The organism is Mesorhizobium sp. M1338 (genome assembly GCF_040318045.1).
GTDB lineage: Bacteria > Pseudomonadota > Alphaproteobacteria > Rhizobiales > Rhizobiaceae > Mesorhizobium.
In genome coordinates this window covers 1-17,541 of record NZ_JAMYLL010000077.1, presented here as the reverse complement: position 1 = coordinate 17,541, position 17,541 = coordinate 1, and the positions used below count along the sequence as shown (strand labels likewise).

At 63.4% G+C, this 17,541-nt stretch carries 14 protein-coding genes; 4 read left to right on the top strand and 10 right to left on the bottom strand.

Going from position 1 to position 17,541, the window contains the following annotated elements:
• Positions 1 to 98: 98 nt before the first annotated feature.
• From NKH19_RS31470 to NKH19_RS31440, 7 genes are all read right to left on the bottom strand, one after another.
• Positions 99 to 1,526 carry a gamma-aminobutyraldehyde dehydrogenase gene (locus NKH19_RS31470; RefSeq protein WP_352868873.1) on the bottom strand — a complete coding sequence of 476 codons (1,428 nt, stop codon included), beginning with the start codon at positions 1,524 to 1,526 and terminating at the stop codon, positions 99 to 101.
• Positions 1,527 to 1,631: 105 nt separating this feature from the next.
• Positions 1,632 to 2,447: an ABC transporter permease gene (locus NKH19_RS31465; RefSeq protein ID WP_352868875.1), complete on the bottom strand. Its 816-nt coding sequence runs from the start codon at positions 2,445 to 2,447 to the stop codon at positions 1,632 to 1,634.
• On the bottom strand, positions 2,437 to 3,387 hold the full coding sequence (locus NKH19_RS31460; RefSeq protein WP_352869156.1) for an ABC transporter permease: 951 nt from the start codon (positions 3,385 to 3,387) through the stop codon (positions 2,437 to 2,439). The genes NKH19_RS31465 and NKH19_RS31460 overlap by 11 nt, the downstream gene beginning before the upstream one ends.
• A gap of 14 nt (positions 3,388 to 3,401) precedes the next feature.
• Positions 3,402 to 4,412 carry an ABC transporter ATP-binding protein gene (locus tag NKH19_RS31455; protein WP_352868881.1) on the bottom strand — a complete coding sequence of 337 codons (1,011 nt, stop codon included), beginning with the start codon at positions 4,410 to 4,412 and terminating at the stop codon, positions 3,402 to 3,404.
• Positions 4,413 to 4,623: 211 nt separating this feature from the next.
• Entirely contained in the window at positions 4,624 to 5,778 is a 1,155-nt protein-coding gene (locus tag NKH19_RS31450) for an ABC transporter substrate-binding protein (RefSeq protein ID WP_352868884.1), read from the bottom strand.
• A gap of 218 nt (positions 5,779 to 5,996) precedes the next feature.
• The gene (locus NKH19_RS31445; protein WP_352868887.1) at positions 5,997 to 6,908 is read right to left on the bottom strand and encodes a LysR family transcriptional regulator; all 912 of its coding nucleotides are present in this window, start codon (positions 6,906 to 6,908) and stop codon (positions 5,997 to 5,999) included.
• A 69-nt stretch (positions 6,909 to 6,977) separates the two neighbouring features.
• On the bottom strand, positions 6,978 to 7,754 hold the full coding sequence (locus tag NKH19_RS31440; RefSeq protein ID WP_352868889.1) for a DeoR/GlpR family DNA-binding transcription regulator: 777 nt from the start codon (positions 7,752 to 7,754) through the stop codon (positions 6,978 to 6,980).
• Positions 7,755 to 8,157: 403 nt separating this feature from the next.
• Between NKH19_RS31440 and NKH19_RS31435 the strand changes: the two genes are divergently transcribed.
• Positions 8,158 to 9,045 (top strand): phosphotransferase, encoded by an 888-nt coding sequence (locus NKH19_RS31435; RefSeq protein ID WP_352868892.1) that lies wholly within the window; start codon positions 8,158 to 8,160, stop codon positions 9,043 to 9,045.
• Positions 9,042 to 11,495, top strand: coding sequence for a GcvT family protein (locus NKH19_RS31430; protein ID WP_352868894.1), 2,454 nt, complete (start codon positions 9,042 to 9,044; stop codon positions 11,493 to 11,495). Before NKH19_RS31435 ends, NKH19_RS31430 begins: the two co-directional genes overlap by 4 nt.
• Here NKH19_RS31430 and NKH19_RS31425 read toward each other — a convergent pair.
• Positions 11,492 to 12,124 carry a class I SAM-dependent DNA methyltransferase gene (locus tag NKH19_RS31425; protein ID WP_352868896.1) on the bottom strand — a complete coding sequence of 211 codons (633 nt, stop codon included), beginning with the start codon at positions 12,122 to 12,124 and terminating at the stop codon, positions 11,492 to 11,494. The genes NKH19_RS31430 and NKH19_RS31425 overlap by 4 nt on opposite strands.
• A 102-nt stretch (positions 12,125 to 12,226) precedes the next feature.
• Between NKH19_RS31425 and NKH19_RS31420 the strand changes: the two genes are divergently transcribed.
• Positions 12,227 to 13,129 carry a phosphotransferase gene (locus tag NKH19_RS31420; protein ID WP_352883801.1) on the top strand — a complete coding sequence of 301 codons (903 nt, stop codon included), beginning with the start codon at positions 12,227 to 12,229 and terminating at the stop codon, positions 13,127 to 13,129.
• Between the two features lie 12 nt (positions 13,130 to 13,141).
• Here the strand turns inward: NKH19_RS31420 and NKH19_RS31415 are convergent, their stop codons facing one another.
• Both NKH19_RS31415 and NKH19_RS31410 read right to left on the bottom strand, forming a co-directional pair.
• Positions 13,142 to 14,065 (bottom strand): DMT family transporter, encoded by a 924-nt coding sequence (locus NKH19_RS31415; RefSeq protein WP_352868902.1) that lies wholly within the window; start codon positions 14,063 to 14,065, stop codon positions 13,142 to 13,144.
• Positions 14,066 to 14,172: 107 nt separating this feature from the next.
• Positions 14,173 to 15,453, bottom strand: a complete 1,281-nt coding sequence (locus NKH19_RS31410) for an amidohydrolase family protein (protein ID WP_352868905.1) — start codon at positions 15,451 to 15,453, stop codon at positions 14,173 to 14,175.
• A gap of 169 nt (positions 15,454 to 15,622) precedes the next feature.
• Between NKH19_RS31410 and NKH19_RS31405 the strand changes: the two genes are divergently transcribed.
• Positions 15,623 to 17,377, top strand: a complete 1,755-nt coding sequence (locus tag NKH19_RS31405; protein WP_352983623.1) for an ABC transporter ATP-binding protein — start codon at positions 15,623 to 15,625, stop codon at positions 17,375 to 17,377.
• Positions 17,378 to 17,541: the final 164 nt, after the last annotated feature.

Here is a 17,541-nt window from a genome sequence, read left to right as displayed (position 1 = left end):
CGGACAAACCCCGTTTTACGGGGCATGCACATGCGGCATTTCGATTCACTCAAAACTTTCCCCGGACAGCCCTGCGTAAACGGGGAGAAGGGAAGGCGCTAGCTATGCGCAACCATCACGTGGCGGACGGCGGTGTAATCCTCCAGCGCGTAGAGCGACATGTCCTTGCCGTAGCCGGACTGTTTCAGTCCGCCATGCGGCATCTCGTTGGTCAGCATGAAATGGGTGTTGATCCAGGTGCAGCCGTACTGGAGACGTGCGGCCGTCGCCATGGCGCGCGACACGTCCTTGGTCCACACAGACGACGCCAGGCCGTAGTCGCTGTCATTGGCCCAGTTCACCGCCTCGTCGACTTCCGAAAAACGGGTGATCGAGACGACTGGCCCGAACACCTCGCGCCGCACGATCTCGTCTTCCTGCAGGGCGCCGGCGACCACGGTCGGCTGGTAATAGAAACCAGAGCCCTCGCCCGGTTTGCCACCGGTGGTGATCTCGATGTGCTTCAGTTCCGAGGCGCGCTCGACGAAGCTCGAGACACGGTCACGCTGGCGGCGCGAGATCAGCGGCCCGATCTCGTTTTCGGTGTCGTCTGGACGGTTGTACTTGATGGTCGAGACAGCCGACGAGAGATCGGCGACGAGCTTGTCGTAGATCTTCTTGCCGGCATAGATGCGGCAGGCGGCGGTGCAGTCCTGGCCGGCATTGTAGTAGCCGAAGGCACGCAAGCCGTTGACCACCGAGCGGAGGTCGGCGTCGTCGAAGACGATGACCGGAGCCTTGCCGCCGAGCTCGAGATGCGTGCGCTTGACCGACTTGGCGGCCGCCTGCAGTACCTTCTTGCCGGTGGCGACATCGCCGGTGATCGAGATCATGTTGACCTTCGGATGGTTGATCAGCGTGTTGCCGACGCTGTCGCCGCGGCCGAGCACGACATTGACGACGCCCTCGGGCAGGATTTCGGCAAGTATCTTCGCCAGCTTCAGCGCCGTCAGCGGTGTCTGCTCGGACGGCTTGAAGACGACGGTGTTGCCGCCGGCGATGGCCGGCGCCAGCTTCCAGGCCATCATCATCAGCGGGTAGTTCCACGGCGCGATGGAAGCGACGATGCCGATGGCGTCACGGCGGACCATCGATGTGTGGCCTGGAATGTATTCGCCGGCAACGACGCCCGGCATCGAGCGCACGGCGCCGGCAAAGAAGCGGTAGCAGTCGACGATGGCCGGAATCTCATCGTTGAGCACAGCATTGATCGGCTTGCCGCAGTTCAGCGCCTCAAGCGTGGCGAACTCTTTTGCGTCGGCCTCGATGCGGTCGGCGATCTTCAGGAGATAGCCCGAGCGCTGCGCCGGCGTGGTGCGCGACCACAAGACGAACGCCTTTTCGGCCGCCAGCACCGCCGCCTCGATCTGCGCCTGGCTGGCTTCGGGCAGGTTGAGGATGGTCGCCCCGGTCTTCGGATTGAGGATCGGTTCCTCGGTTTCGGTGCCCTTCTCGAATTTCGAGCCGATCAGCATCTGGGTGTCCATAAGGTTTCTCCCTTAACAGGAGCGAGTAGCGAGTAGCGAATAGCGAGTAGGGTTTGACCGTCGAAATTCCCTATTCGCTATTCGCTACTCCCTATTCGCTGTTTTTCATTTCCCGCTTCCAGCGATCTGGTCGCCGTCGCGGGTGAGGTAATAGGCGGCAAGGATCGGCAGCAGCGTCACCAGCACCACGACCATGGCGACGACATTGGTGACCGGGCGCTGGCGCGGACGGATCAGCTCTTCCAGCATCCAGATCGGCAGCGTCTGCTGCTGGCCGGCGGTGAAGGTGGTGACGATGACCTCATCGAAGGACAAAGCGAAGGCCAGCATGCCGCCGGCCAGCAGCGCGGTGGCGATGTTGGGCAGCACGACATGGCGGAAGGTCTGGAAGCCGTCGGCACCAAGATCCATCGACGCCTCGATCATCGAGCCCGATGTTCGGCGAAAACGGGCGACCGCATTGTTGTAGACGACAACGACGCAGAAGGTGGCGTGGCCGAGCACGATCGTCCAGAACGAAAACGGGATGTCGGCCAGCGAAAAGGCCGAGCGCAGCGCGATGCCGGTGATGATGCCGGGCAGCGCGATCGGCAGGATGACCAGCAGCGAGATGGTTTCGCGGCCGAAGAATTTTGTCCGCGACACCGCCGCCGAACAGAGCGTGCCGAGGATCAGCGCAATCGCCGTCGAGATCACGGCTACCCTGACCGACAGCGACAGCGCCTGCCAGACATCGGGCCGGTTCCAGGTGACGGCGAACCATTGCGTCGTCAGCCCTGGCGGCGGCCAGACGAAACTCTTCTCTTCGGTGGTGAAGGCATAGACGAAGATCAGCAGGATCGGCAAATGCAGGAACAGCAACCCGCAGGCAGCGGCGATCTTCAGGCCGAGCGGAGCGGATTGGCCGCGATCAGAGCGCATCGAAGGCTCCCATGCGCTTGGCGCCCCAGAGATAGAACCCCATGATGACGATCGGCACCACTGTGAAGGCCGCGGCGAGCGGGATGTTGCCGGCGGTGCCTTGCTGCGAATAGACCGCCTGGCCGATGAACAGCCGCGAGGTGCCGATGATCTGCGGGATGATGTAGTCGCCTAATGTCAGCGAGAAGGTGAAGATCGATCCAGCGACGATACCCGGCAACGCCAGCGGGAACAGCACGTTGCGGAAGGTCTGTCCCGGCGAAGCCCCCAAATCGGACGAGGCCTCGACCAGATTGCCGGGCACCCGCTCGAGCGCCGCCTGAACGGGGAGGATCATGAAAGGCAGCCAGACATAAACGAAGACGATGAAGGTGCCGGTGAACGACACCGACAGCGAATTGCCGCCGATGACCGGCAGCGACAGCCAGGCGTCGAGCACCCACGACAGCTGCAGTTTGGCGAGCAGCCAGGTGAGGATGCCCTCCTTGGCCAGAATCAGCTTCCAGGCGTAGATCTTGACCAGGTAGCTCGACCACAGCGGCAGCATGATGCCGAGATAGAACAGCGCCTTCCAGCGGCCGCGCGCATAGCGCGCCGCGTAATAAGCGATCGGGAAAGCGATGACGGCGGAGGCCAGCGTGACCAGAGCCGCCATCGTCACCGTGCGCAGGATGATGTCGAGATTGGCGGCCTGGAACAGGTCGCCATAGGTCTTCAAGGTGAACTGGCGGTTGATGAGGCCGGAAAACTCATCGATGGAGAAAAAGCTCTGCGCCAGGAGGGCGAATAGCGAGCCGATATAGACGATGCCGAGCCACAGCACCGGCGGCACCAGCATGAGCAGCAGCAGGACCTTCGGCTTGCGCCAGAAAAGGTCCGACAGCGCGCCGCGCAAGCCGCCGCTGCCCGGCAGGATGGCGGGGGCCGTTGCACGCGGCATGGCGGCGTCGAGTCTCATGCCGGCTCGTCCATCAGATGCAGGTGCTCGCGGTTGAAGGTGAGCACGACCGCCTCGCCTTCCCTCGGCAAGGCCGTGCCGGCCGGCACGATGGCGTGCAGCCGCAGCCCGTCGGCGTCGAGCGCCAGCTTCGTCGTGGCGCCGAGATAATTGGTCGAGACGAGGCGGGCGGACACGCCTTCGCCACTTGTGACCCCGCTGGCCGCGCGGCCGACGCGAATGGATTCAGGGCGCAGGCTGCCCCAGCGATGCTGGCCGGAATAGCGCTGGACGAAATCCGGCGGCAGTACATTCGATGAGCCGACGAAATCGGCGACGAAGCGCGTCTTCGGCCGCTGATAGATATCCTCCGGCGTGCCGATCTGCATGATCTTGCCATCGTTGAAGACGGCGACGCGGTCGGCCATCGACAGCGCCTCGCCCTGGTCGTGCGTGACGAAGACGAAGGTGATGCCAAGGGCCTTCTGCAGCAACTTCAGCTCCTCTTGCATATTCTCGCGCAATTTGAGGTCGAGCGCGCCAAGCGGCTCGTCGAGCAGCAGCACCTTGGGCTGGTTGACCAGCGCGCGGGCGAGCGCGACGCGCTGGCGCTGGCCGCCGGAAAGCTGGCCGGGGCGGCGGGCGCCATAGCCGGGCAGCCGCACCAGCGCCAGCGCCTCTTCCGCAGCCTTGTGCCGTTCAGCCTTGCCGGCGCCTTTGACCATCAGCCCGTAGGCGACGTTGTCGAGCACGTTCAGATGCGGGAACAGCGCATAGTCCTGGAACACGGTGTTGACGTTGCGGCGATAGGGCGGGACGCCCTCGGCGCGTTCGCCGAAGATCGAGATCGAGCCCGATGTCGGCTGCTCGAAGCCGGCGATGAGGCGCAGACAGGTGGTCTTGCCGGAACCGGACGGCCCAAGCATGGCGAAGAACTCGCCTGGCGCGATGTCGAGATCGACCGCGTCGACGGCGCGAACGCTGCCGAAATGGCGCGAGGCTTTCTGGAAGGAGACGGCGGAGGTCATGGGCTGTCAGTCTGTTGCCGGTTCAGTTCTGTCGATCACCCTCGCCTGCAAATCATGGCAGCGGATGGCGAATTTCGCGCGCCACTACACCTCCCCCTCGATGGGGGAGGCCGAGGGTTGAGGGTGGCCTCATAGGCAAAATCGTGTCCGCGCGACCCCCCACCCCGCCGCTGCGCGTCGACCCTCCCCACAAGGGGGAGGGTAAGGGCGCTTACCGCCCGCCGATGACGCCGATATAATCCGACACCCAGCGGTAGTAGGGCACGCACTTGTCGTTCTGGGTGGCGCATTTCGACACCGGCGTCTTCCAGAACTTGATCTTCTCGAAATTCTCGTAGCCGTTGGTCTTGCAGCCTTCGTCGGTCAAAAGCTCATTGCCCTTACAGGCGGCGGGCACGACGGGCAGCGAACCGAACCAGGCCGAGACATCGCCCTGCACCTTCGGCGACAGCGAGTGTTCCATCCACATATAGGCGCAGTTGGGATTGGCCGAGTCGGCTTCCATCATCGTGGTGTCGGCCCAACCGGTCGCGCCCTCCTCCGGAATGGTCGAAGCGACCGGCTTCTTGGCGGCGACCAGCGTGTTGACCTGATACGGCCACGAACCGGAAGCGACGACGCCTTCGTTCTGGAAATCGTCGACCTGGATGGCGGCATCATGCCAGTAGCGGCCGACCAGCGTGCGCTGGACGCGCAGCAGGTCGAGCGCTGCCTTGTACTGGTCCTCGTTCAGTTCATAAGGATCCTTGATGCCGAGTTCCGGTTTGTGGAACATCAGATAGTTGGCGGCATCCGCGATGTGGATCGGCCCGTCATAGGCCTGCACGCGCCCCTTGTTGGATTTGCCGTCCGGCAGCTTCATCTCTTCGAACACGACGTTCCAGCTCTTGGGAGCCTCCTTGAACACGTCGGTGTTATACATCAGGACGTTTGGTCCCCACTGGTAGGGAACGCCATAGTGGACGCCACCGACGGTGAACCACGGCGCGTCCTTGAGGCGCTCGTCGACGGTCTTCCAGCTTGGGATAAGATCGGTGTTGATCGGCTGCACCCGCTTGCCGGCAACGAGGCGCAGCGAGGCATCGCCCGAAGCGGTGACGAGGTCGAAACCACCCTCGTTCATCAGCGAGACCATCTCGTCGGAGGTGTTGGCCGTCTTGACGTTTACCTTGCAGCCGGTCTCCTTCTCGAAGGAGGTCACCCAGTCATAGCCCTTGTCGGTTTCGCCGCGCTCGATGTAGCCCGGCCAGGCCACGATGTTGACCTGGCCTTCGCCCTTGCCAAGTTCCTTGACCTGGGCGACGGCCTGGCCGGAGAAGGTCAGCGCGACCGTCAAGGCAGTACATGACTTGAGGAATGAATTCATCGTCGATCTCCCATTTTGGCGCCTGACTGCGAAAGCCGGTTTCGGTCTTCGCTAGGGGTCACGCGCGGACTGAAAAAGTCAGTTCGTCCGTTGGGCTTGATGCCGCTCTGATGGCGGCTTTGGTCCCTGAACGGAAAGTGCTTGGAAAATTCCGGTTTCGCAAATCCATTTATCAGAAGGGCGATATCGGTTTTTCCGATAGATCGGCAGCCGATTTCTCAGGGACGCTGACGGACCGTCCTTTGCGACTGTGCAAGGCCGATGAAATCGCGCGCCGCCTGCGGCAGGCCGGAGCCGCGCCGCCAGACCATGCCGACCTGCACCACGGGCAAGGAGCCCGAAATATCACGCGATTCGATGCGGTCGCCCTCCAGCGACCAGGGCCGGTAGACGAGGTCGGGCAACAGCGCCACGCCGGCGCCGGTCGCGACCAGACTGCGCACGGCTTCCACGGAACGGGTGCGGAAGGCGACATGCGGCTTGGCGCCGATTGCCGTCAGCAGCTTGCCGGTGTTTTCCTCGATCTCGTCGACGGTCAGCATGATCAGCGTTTCGGAGGCAATGTCGCCAATGCTGATGATGTCGGCGCTGGCGAGCGGATGACCGAGCGGCAGCCACAGCCGATAGGCCGAGACTTCGAGGATTTCCGACTGCAGCGCGGTGCGGTCGCGCAAATTGGAGGTGACCATGACGGCAATGTCGAGCTTGCCGCCGATCAAGAGATGCTCGAGATAATCGCCATTATCCTCGATGGCCGAGACCTCGACGCCGGGATAGGCGCGGCGGTAGCGGGCGAGCAGATCCGACAGCACATAACCGGCGACCAGCGAGGTGACGCCCAGCTGCAGCCGCCCGCCCACCACCGCCTGTTCGCCTGAGAAAGAACGGCGTGCGTCGGAGACGTCGGCGAGGATCTTGGTGGCATGGCGCAGGAACTGATGGCCCTTATGGGTGATGTTGAGGCCGCGCGGATGGCGTTCGAACAATTCGACACCGAGATCGCTTTCGAGTTCCTTGATCGCCTCGGTGACCGAAGATTGCGAGATCGAGAGGTTCTGCGCGGCACCCGACACCGTGCCTTGCTCGGCCACGGCGATGAAGAACTGCAACTGGCGAATGGTGAAAGCCATGGCCGGACTAAACACGGCGGAGGCGGCGGTGGGAAGTGCCGGCCAAATCGTCGGCATAAGTTGGCTGGATCAGAACCCGCTCTCCGCGCCGACGATGCTGAGCCGCGCGCCGGCCTGCGCCAGGGCCGCGGCTATATCGCGCGGCGGCGAGCGGTCGGTGGCGATCTCGGAAAAACTGTCGAAGCCGCAAACCTGGACCAGACCAAGGCGGCCGAACTTCGAGTGATCGGTGATGACGAGCGAACGCTGGCCGCGCGATAGTACCATGCGCGCGAATTCGGCCTCTTCCAGATCATAGTCCATGACCCCCATCACCGCATCGACGGCACCGGTGGAGATGATGGCGTGGCTGACCGAGAAGCGGCTGACGAAGTCGATAGCCGAGGCACCGAAGGCAGCGCCGGAATCGCTGCGCAATTCGCCGCCGGCCATATAAACCTTATTGCCGTTGATGGTGGCCAGCGTGCGCGCGATATCCGATGAGTTGGTGACGACCGTCAGGCGCCGATGGCCGAGCAGCTCGCGGGCCAGAAACGAGGTTGTCGTGCCGGTGTCGAGCATGATCGATTCGCCGTCGCGGATGGTGCCAGCGACCATGCGGGCAATGACGCGCTTGGCATCGGCATTCTCACGCATGCGCCGCTCGAACGGCGCTTCGCCTACCATCGACGGCAGGCCGATCGCGCCATGCATCTTGAGGACGGAGCCGTCGCCGGTGAGCGGCTTGACGTCGCGGCGCACGGTCTCGAGCGACACGCCCAGCCGGTCGGCCAGGCTGGCGATGGTGACGGTGCCTTCTTCCTGCAGCAGCCGCAGGATCTCGCCGTGGCGTTTGGATTGAGCCATTTGGTTCCCCGAACTGAGACTTTGACCGATTCTAAGGTAATTCAAGCGCTTTTAAAGGAGGTACCTTATGGTTTCGGGCAAAATACCCAAAAAAGGTCACATCTTTTTCTTGACAACCGAGCAACCCTGGCGTGAAATCAAGACAGGGTTCGGAGCTGCAACGGGAGGGTGATGGCAGAGCCGCAACTCACGCATCAGGCCGTTTGCAACGTGCCAGGCGCAACGAATTTTCAGATCCGCGGGGGCGGATGCCGGGGCTCAAAAACCTGGCCAGGGGCTCGTCGGTGCGGTGCGGGATACCGATCCTGGCATCCCGCACCGACGAGATTTTTTGCGTTTCTCCCCGCCGTCGTTGAGCTGGCCATGGCACCTTATCGAACCCCAGCAAACCAGGGATCATTCCGTGACCGCCGAAGAACGCATCCGCGCCCTGTCCTGCTGGACCGGCGGCATCGAAATCGCACCACTGCCCGGCGGTCTGAGCAACGCCAACTATGTGGTCACGGACGCGGCCGGCAAACATGTCGTGCGCTTCGGCAGGGACTATCCGTTCCACCATGTCTTTCGCGAGCGCGAGGTGATGACCGCGCGGGCGGCCCATGCCGCCGGTTTCGCACCGGCCGTCATCCATGCCGAGCTGGGCATCCTTGTGACGGAGTTTGTCGACGCCAAAACCTTTCAGGCGGAAGATGTGCGCACCAATCTTGGTCGTATCGCGGCGCTGATGCGCGCCTTCCATCGCGAGATGCCCAATCACGTCTCAGGTGCCGGCTTCATGTTCTGGGTGTTCCATGTCATCCGCGACTATGCGCGCACGCTTGAAGAAGGCGGCAGCCGCAAGCGCAGCGACTTGCCGCGCCTGCTGACCTTGGCAGACGAACTGGAGCGCGCGCAGAAATTGTTGCCGATCGTCTTTGGCCACAACGATCTGTTGCCGGCCAACATTCTCGACGATGGCAACAGGCTGTGGCTGATCGACTTCGAATATGCCGGCTTCAACACGGCGATGTTCGACCTCGCCGGCGTGGCCTCCAACGCCGGCATGAGCGACGAGGAATCCTTCGCCTTCCTGACCGCGTATTTCATGAAGGAACCGGACGAGGCAATCCGCCGCTCGCACGCGGCCATGCAATGCGCCTCGCTGCTGCGCGAGGCGATGTGGAGCATGGTGTCCGAGCTCTATCTCGACGCGCCCGGGATCGACTACGTCGCCTACACCGAGGAAAACCTGACGCGGCTCGACGCCGCGCTGGAAAACTACAGAACGAAGTACGGGACACAGAAATCATGACATTGCCGAGCCAGGCCGCCATCGTCGTCATTGGCGGCGGCATCATCGGCTGTTCGACGGCCTATCATCTGGCGCGCGACCACAAGGCCGACGTGGTGCTGCTGGAGCAGGGCAAGCTGACCTCGGGCTCGACCTGGCACGCCGCCGGCCTTGTCGGGCAGCTGCGCTCGTCGGCCTCGATCACCCGCGTGCTGAAATACTCCGTCGACCTCTACAAGGGACTTGAGGCCGAGACCGGCCTTGCCACCGGCTGGAAGATGACCGGGTGCCTCAGGCTCGCCACCAATGCCGACCGCTGGATCGAGTACAAAAGGCTGGCGACGACGGCGAAAAGCTTCGGCATGGACATGCAACTGCTGTCGGCGGCGGAGGTCAAGGCCATGTGGCCGCTCATGGAAACCGGCGATCTTGTCGGCGCTTCCTGGCTGCCGACCGACGGCCAGGCGAGCCCATCCGATATCACGCAGTCGCTGGCCAAGGGCGCGCGCATGCATGGCGCGAAACTGTTCGAGGATGTCCGCGTCACCGGCTTCGAGATGAAGGACGGCCGCATCACGGTGGTGAAGACCAGCAAGGGCGACATCGCCTGCGACAAGGTGGTCAACTGCGCCGGGCAATGGGCGCGGCAGGTCGGCGCGATGGCCGGCATCAACGTGCCGCTGCAGCCGGTGAAGCACCAGTACATCATCACCGAGAAGATCGACGGACTGGCGTCCGACGCGCCGACCATCCGTGACCCGGACCGGCGCACCTATTTCAAGGAGGAGGTCGGCGGACTGGTGATGGGCGGCTATGAGCCGAACCCGCAAGCCTGGACGACTGATCTCCCCGGGGGCGATGTGCCCAATGATTGGGAGTTCCGGCTGTTCGACGACGACTACGACCATTTCGAGCAGCACATGGTGCAAGCGATCGCGCGTGTGCCGGCGCTGGAAACCGTCGGCGTCAAGCAGATGATCAACGGGCCGGAGAGCTTTGCCCCGGACGGCAATTTCATTCTGGGCACAGCGCCCGAATGCGCCAACATGTTCGTGGGCGCCGGCTTCAATGCCTTCGGCATCGCGTCGGGCGGCGGCGCCGGCTGGGTGCTGGCGCAGTGGGTGGTCGATGGCGAGGCGCCGCTCGACCTGTGGGTGGTCGACATCAGGCGCTTTTCCGATCTGCACCGCGACCGGCAGTGGGTCCGCGACCGCACGCTGGAGGCCTACGGGAAACACTATACGATCGGCTTTCCACATGAGGAGTACCTCAGCGGGCGGCCCCGTATCGTCTCGCCGCTTTACGAGAGGCTGAAACAGCAGCGCGCCGTATTCGGCTCGAAGCTCGGCTGGGAGCGGCCGAACTGGTTCGCACCGCAAGGCGTCGAGCCGCAGGACATCTATTCGATGGGCCGGCAGAACTGGTTCGCGGCGGTCGGCGACGAGCACCGGCACGTGCGCGAAAAGGTCGGCATCTTCGATCAATCGTCCTTTGCCAAATATGAGCTGAGCGGGCCCGACGCGCTGAAGGCGCTGGACTGGATCTGCGCCAACGACGTCAGCAAGCCGGTCGGCCGGCTGACCTATACGCAGCTTCTCAACACACGCGGCGGCATCGAGGCCGACCTGACGGTGGCGCGGCTGGCCGAGGAGAAGTTCTACATCGTCACCGGCACAGGCTTCCGCACGCATGATCTGTCATGGATCAGCGATCATATCGGCGAAGGGCTCAATGCCACGCTTATCGATGTCACCGAGGATTTCGGCACACTGTCGCTGATGGGACCACGCGCACGAGATGTGCTGGCTGGCGTGACCGATGCAGACGTGTCGAACGCAAGCTTCCCGTTCGGCCATGTGCGCGAGATTGCCATCGCCGGCCACACAATTCGGGCACTGCGCGTCACCTATGTCGGCGAACTCGGCTGGGAACTGCATGTGCCGATCGCGGCCACCGGCGAAGTGTTCGACGCGTTGATGGCAGCTGGCAAGGCGCATGATATCCGCCCGGTCGGCTACCGCGCGTTGGAATCGCTGCGGCTGGAAAAAGGCTATCGCGCCTGGGGCTCCGATATCACGCCCAACGACACGCCGCAGGAAGCCGGCCTCGGCTGGGCGGTCAAGCTGCGCAAGAACACGGATTTCGTCGGACGGCAGGCGCTCGAGACGGCCAGCGGCATGGCACTTAAGAAACGCTTTGCCGGCTTCACGGTCGATGATCCGGAGATCGTGCTGCTTGGTCGCGAGACCATCCTGCGAAATGGCGAGCCGGTCGGCTATCTCACCAGTGGCGGTTATGGCTACACGGTGGGCAGGAACATCGGCTACGGCTATGTGCGCAACGCCGATGGCGTCAGCGACGATTTTCTCGCCTCGGGCGACTACGAACTGGTGGTCGCGATGGAACGAACACCGGCGAAAATCCATCTCGAGCCGATGTATGATCCGGCAGCGGAGAGAGTGAAGGCCTAATTTACGCGCAAAGCGAGACCGCGGCTGGGCACGGTGTCGGCCTCGCCCGGCATCGAAACATAAGGCCGCGTTTCCTCGACGCGGCTGACGAGGCCTTGCGTCTCGAGTTCGGCGATGCGCGCTGCAAAGCCCTGATCCCATAGCGTGTTCTTGACCGTCAGCACAATGATGCCACCCGGCCGGCAGATGCGGATCAGTTCGTTCAACCCCTCGATGCCGACATGGCCGGAGGTGAAGACGCCGGCCGAGATGATCCCGGCATAGGCGCCGTCGGCAAAGGGCAGATGACCGCCGAGAGCCAGGCAATGAAGCGCCGAGTAGACGCCCTTTCGCGCGGCTTGGGCCAGCATCCCTTCCGAGATGTCCAGTGCCTCGACCTGGGGATAGCCGGCAATGTTCAACCATTCGCCGATGAGCCCGGTGCCGGCCCCGGCGTCGAGCAGCGGGGCTGAACCGCGCGGCAGATGGCGGGCCAGCAGCGCGAGGCAGATGGTCGGATGGCGATAGCCGGCGGCCGACATGTCGGCGTCATAGGTCTGCGACCAACGGTCGTAGAGCGCCGCGACTTCTTCCGGCCGCTTGGCCGCGTAGGCCTCGGCAAGCGCGCCCTGATGTTTGCTGTCCGCCACTCTTGTCCTGTCCGCCATTCCTTGGCCCTTTTACGGATGATAGCCAAAGCACGAAAATTGTGGAACCGTCGCTGCGACAAATAACAGCGTGGGGACGCAGGCATGGTGACAGACGAAGTGCGTGCGACACTGGCCGCCATTCCCATGCTGGCCGGCTACACCGGGCCAATTGAACGGCTCGGCGGTCTCACCAATCTGGTGTTCAGGGCCGGCGACTTCTGCCTGCGCATCCCCGGCAAAGGCACCGAGGAATACATCAACCGTGCCAATGAAGCGGTAGCGGCGCGCGAGGCGGCAAAGGCAGGGGTCAGTCCGCAGGTGCTGCATGTGGACCCGGGCACCGGCGTGATGGTGACGCGCTTCATCGCCGGCGCCGAAACCATGTCGCCGGAGAAATTCAGGCTTCGGCCGGGCAGTCCGGCCCGTGCGGGCGAGGCCCTCCGCAAGCTGCACGGTTCCGGTGCAGTGTTTCCCTTCCGCTTCGAATTGTTTGCGATGATCGACGATTATCTCAAGGTGCTGTCGACCAAGGATGTCGCCCTGCCCGCCGGCTACCATGACGTGGTGCGCGAGGCCGAGACCGTGCGGTCGGCGCTCGCCGCCCATCCGCTGCCGCTCGTCGCCTGCCACTGTGACCCGCTGTGCGAGAACTTCCTCGACACCGGCGAGCGGATGTGGATCGTCGACTGGGAATATTCGGGCATGAACGACCCGCTCTGGGACCTTGGCGACCTCAGCGTGGAAGGCAAATTCGACACGGCGCAGGATGAAGAGATGATGCGCGCCTATTTCGGCGGCGAGGCCAGGCCTGCGGAGGGCGGTCGCATCGTGATCTACAAGGCGATGTGCGATCTGTTGTGGACTCTATGGGGGCTGATCCAGCTTGCCAACAACAATCCGGTCGATGATTTCCGCGCCTATGCCGATGGTCGGTTCGCGCGCTGCAAGGCACTGATGGAGACCCCCGAATTTTCAAGGCATCTGGCGGCCATACGTCAGGGCTGAGCCTGGACTAAATTAGTTCACGCCCTTCGGCACGTTTTCCGGCGGCACCGTGGTCTCTACCACTTTCTGGCGGTGGAAGATGAACAGGCCGGCGAGAACGACGATGCCCGAGCCGATCAGGATGCGCGGGCCCGGAACGTCGCCGAAGAACACCAGCCCGAAGACGACCGCCCACAGGAGCAGCGTGTAGTGCAGCGGCGCCAGTGTCGAGGCCGGAGCCAGCTTGAGCGCCCTGGTGATCATCAGATGCGCGCCGCAGGAGACAATGCCGAGCAGCAGCATGGCGCCGAAATCGAGCGCTGACGGCGTCTGCCAGGCGCTGTTGGTCAGCACACCGCCGACCAACAGCGTGCCGATGGTCTGCCATGTCACCAGATTGGTGTCGCTGGTGCCGCGCAGCCGGCGATTGAGGATGATGGCGAAGGCGAAGGAGATACTGCCGACGAGCGCGAAGCCCGATGACAGCGAGAACGCCGCCGAGGACGGTTTCAGCATGATCAGCACACCGCAGAAGCCGAGCAGGATCGCCATCCAGCGGCGCCAGCCGACCTTTTCACCAAGCAGGAGGTGCGAGAGTGCCGCAACGTAGATCGGCCCGGCCATGTAGAAACTCATGACATCGGCAAGCGGCAGATAGACGACGGCGGCATAGAAGAGCGCGGTGTCGAGCGTGGTCATGACAACGCGCAGCAGCTGCAGCTCCAGGCGCTCCATGCGGAACAGTTTGGCCGTGCCCTGATGGGCGATCATCGGGCCAAGCACGAAGAAGGCACCAATGGACCGGATCAGCACCACCTGACCGACGGAGAAGCTGGCGACCAGCCACTTGCCCATTGCGTCGTTCAGCGCAAACAGGAAGTCGCCGGCCAGCATCAGCAGAATGCCGGCCAAAAGCACGTTCCTGACTGTGGAATTCTGCGCCACGGGCTGCGACATGCCGATCCCGATTCCTCCCCATGCAAGCCGCGTCGTAGACGGAAGCGGCGGCTTTGACGAGGAGAATTCGGGCAATCGGTAAGACCAGCGCCGGGAATCGGCTGTATCTAGCTGGATATGTGCCGCCGGTTCACCATTCCCGGCCTTCCATCGATCGAAAGCCTGGTCTCCTGCTTCGTCCTCTCCGCCACCACCTTGCCCCTGGCGATGACGCACAGGCGTTCGGCGCGCAGGCGCAGGGCCTCGACCGGATTGCCGGCATCGAGGACGACAAGGCTGGCGCGCTTGCCGACCGCCAGGCCGAGATGATCGAGGCCCATGATCGACGCGTTGACATTGGTGACCATGTCGAAGCAGCGCGCCATGTCGGCCGGGCTCGACATCTGGGCGACGTGCAGCCCCATGAAGGCGACGTCGAGCATGTCGGCGGTGCCCAGCGAATACCAGGGATCGAGCACGCAATCCTGGCCCCAGCCGACGCGGATGCCGAGCGCCTGCATTTCCTTGACCCGGGTCATACCCCGGCGCTTCGGGAAGGTGTCGTGGCGGCCCTGCAGCATGATGTTGATCAGCGGGTTGGGGATGGCCGAGACACCGGCTTCGGCGATCAGCGGCAGCAGCTTCGAGACGTAGTAATTGTCCATCGAATGCATCGAGGTGAGGTGCGAGCCGGCGACCTTGCCGTGCAGCCCGAGGCGTTGCGTCTCATGGGCAAGCTGCTCGATGTGACGCGACAGCGGATCATCGGTCTCGTCGCAATGCAGGTCGACCATCAGGCCGCGCCTGGCCGCGATCTCGCACAATTCCGTTACCGAGCGCGTGCCGTCGGCCATGGTGCGCTCGAAATGCGGGATGCCGCCGACAATATCGACGCCCATGTCCAGCGCGCGGAGGGTGTTTTCCCGTGCCGTCGGCGAGCGGTAGAACCCGTCCTGCGGAAAGGCGACCAGTTGCAGATCGATGTAAGGGGCGACCGTCTTCTTGACCTCGAGCAGGGCCTCGACCGCCAGCAGGCGGTCATCGCAGACATCGACATGGGTGCGGATGGCGAGCAGGCCCATCGATACCGCCCAGTCGCAGTAGGCCAACGCGCGGTCGCGCACCGCCTCATGCGTCAAAAGCGGCTTTAGTTCCCCCCACAGCGAAATGCCTTCGAGCAGCGTGCCCGACGCGTTGATGCGCGGAATGCCGTAGGAGAGCGTCGCGTCCATATGGAAATGCGGGTCGACGAAGGGCGCGGAGACCAGATTGCCACGGGCATCGATCTCGGTTCGCGCGGCACCCTGCAGTGTGGGCTCGATCGCCGCGATCGTCTCACCGGTGATGCCGATGTCGGCTACCCTGCCATCAGGCAATGTGCCGCCGCGAACGATAAGGTCAAAATCCATCTGTCGTCATCCCGTCAAAAGAATCATCTGATGTGGCCGAGGCCGAAAATCGCATCCCGTCGATGCCGCTTGCAACAGTGGTTTGTCCGCCGCATCTGCCTATGGTTCCATCCGGCCGCAACTCCCTCTATAAGCCGCCTTCGTTGTCGCGGTTTCAAGGACCAGCCATTTGTTTCGTTTTTTCCGCTCGACGGAGAACCAGCGCCTCGTTGTGAGGCTGCTTCGGGAATCCTTCCGTCAGCATATGTTTGGCTACGGCGCCGCCGTCCTGTCGATGCTGGTGGTGGCCGGCATGACGGCTGCCAGCGCATGGATCCTGCGCGAAATCACCAATGAATTCGTGGTCGACAAAAGGATCGATCGCGTCAACATGATTGCTCTGGCGGTCGCCGCGATCTTCATCGTCAAGGGCATCGCCAATTTCGTCCAGGCCTATTTCATGAGCCGGGTCGGCAACGCCATCATCGCCGAACGGCAGCGCAAGATCTACGATCGCGTCCTGGCGCAAGGCATCGAGTTCTATCACTCGACCTCGTCATCAGACCTGATCACCCGCATGACCAACAACGCGCAAGCGGCGCGCAACGTACTCGACCTCATCGTCACGTCCTATGTGCGGGATCTGGTGACCCTGGTTGCCCTGGTGCTGGTCATGATCGTGCAACAGCCGGCGCTGTCCCTGATTTGCTTCATCGTCGGTCCCCTGGCCATCTATGGGGTCAACCGCATCCTGAAACGTGTCCGCAAGTTCGCCGCGCTTGAGTTCCGTTCGGTCGGCCAGATCGTGCAGGTGATGCAGGAAACCGCGATCGGCGTGCGCGTGGTCAAATCCTTCAACCTCGATGGCGTGATGCGCAAGCGCATGTTCAAGGCGGTGTCGGATGTCGAGAACCGGGCCAACAACATCGCCACGCTGGAAGCGATCACCAGTCCGGTGATGGAGACGCTCGCCGGGCTGGCAATCGCGGGTGCCGTCCTGGTCAGCGGCTTTATGGTGCTGGAGGGCGACCAGACACCGGGCGGCATCATGGCTTTCATCGCGGCACTGCTGCTCGCCTATGAACCGGCAAAGCGCCTTGCGCGCGTGCGCATCTCATTGGAGAGTGGCATCGTCGGCGTGCGCATGATGTTCCAACTGGCCGACGAGCCGCTGACGCTGGCCGAGAAGCCGGATGCCAAGCCGCTTTTGGCCGGACCGGGCGAGATCAGATTCGACGCCGTCAGCTTCGCCTATCAGAATGGCCCGCCGGTGCTGGACAGGTTCGACCTGACCCTTGCGCCCGGCAAGGTGACGGCGCTGGTCGGGCCTTCCGGCGGCGGCAAGTCGACTATTCTGAACCTGATCATGCGCATGTACGACCCGCGGAGCGGCAGGGTGCTGCTCGATGGCCAGGATATATCCCATGCGACGCTTGCCTCGCTGCGGGAAAAGATCGCGTATGTCAGCCAGGACACGTTCCTGTTTGCCGGCACGATCATGCACAACATCCGGCTTGGGCGCGAGGGCGCGACCGACGAAGAGGTGATCGCCGCCGCCAGGGCGGCCAACGCGCATGAGTTCATCCGCGCGCAGGCGAAAGGCTACGAGACCGAGGTAGGCGAAAACGGCGCACTGCTTTCCGGCGGCCAGCGCCAGCGGATTTCGATCGCGCGCGCCATGTTGCGCAATGCCGAAATCCTGCTCCTGGACGAAGCGACCAGCGCGCTCGACGCCGAATCGGAAGCGCTGTTCCGCGACGCGCTGCAGCAATTGACGGAAGGGCGCACGACGATCGTCATCGCGCATCGCCTGTCGACCGTGCACCAGGCCGATACGATCGTGGTGCTCGAAGCCGGCAAGGTGGTGGAAAGCGGTCCGCACAAGACCTTGCTCAGGCAAGGCGGGCTTTACCAGAAGCTGTATGAGTATCAGCTGATGCCGTGATCCTTACCCTCCCCCTTGTGGGGAGGGTCGCTGCGCAGCAGCGGGGTGGGGGCGGCGCCGCCCCCCCCCCCCCCCCCCCCGGGCGGGGTCATTGCGGCAGTGCGCGGCCTGGACCGACCCCACCCGTCCACCCGCCTTCGGCGGCTGTCCACCCTCCCCTCAAG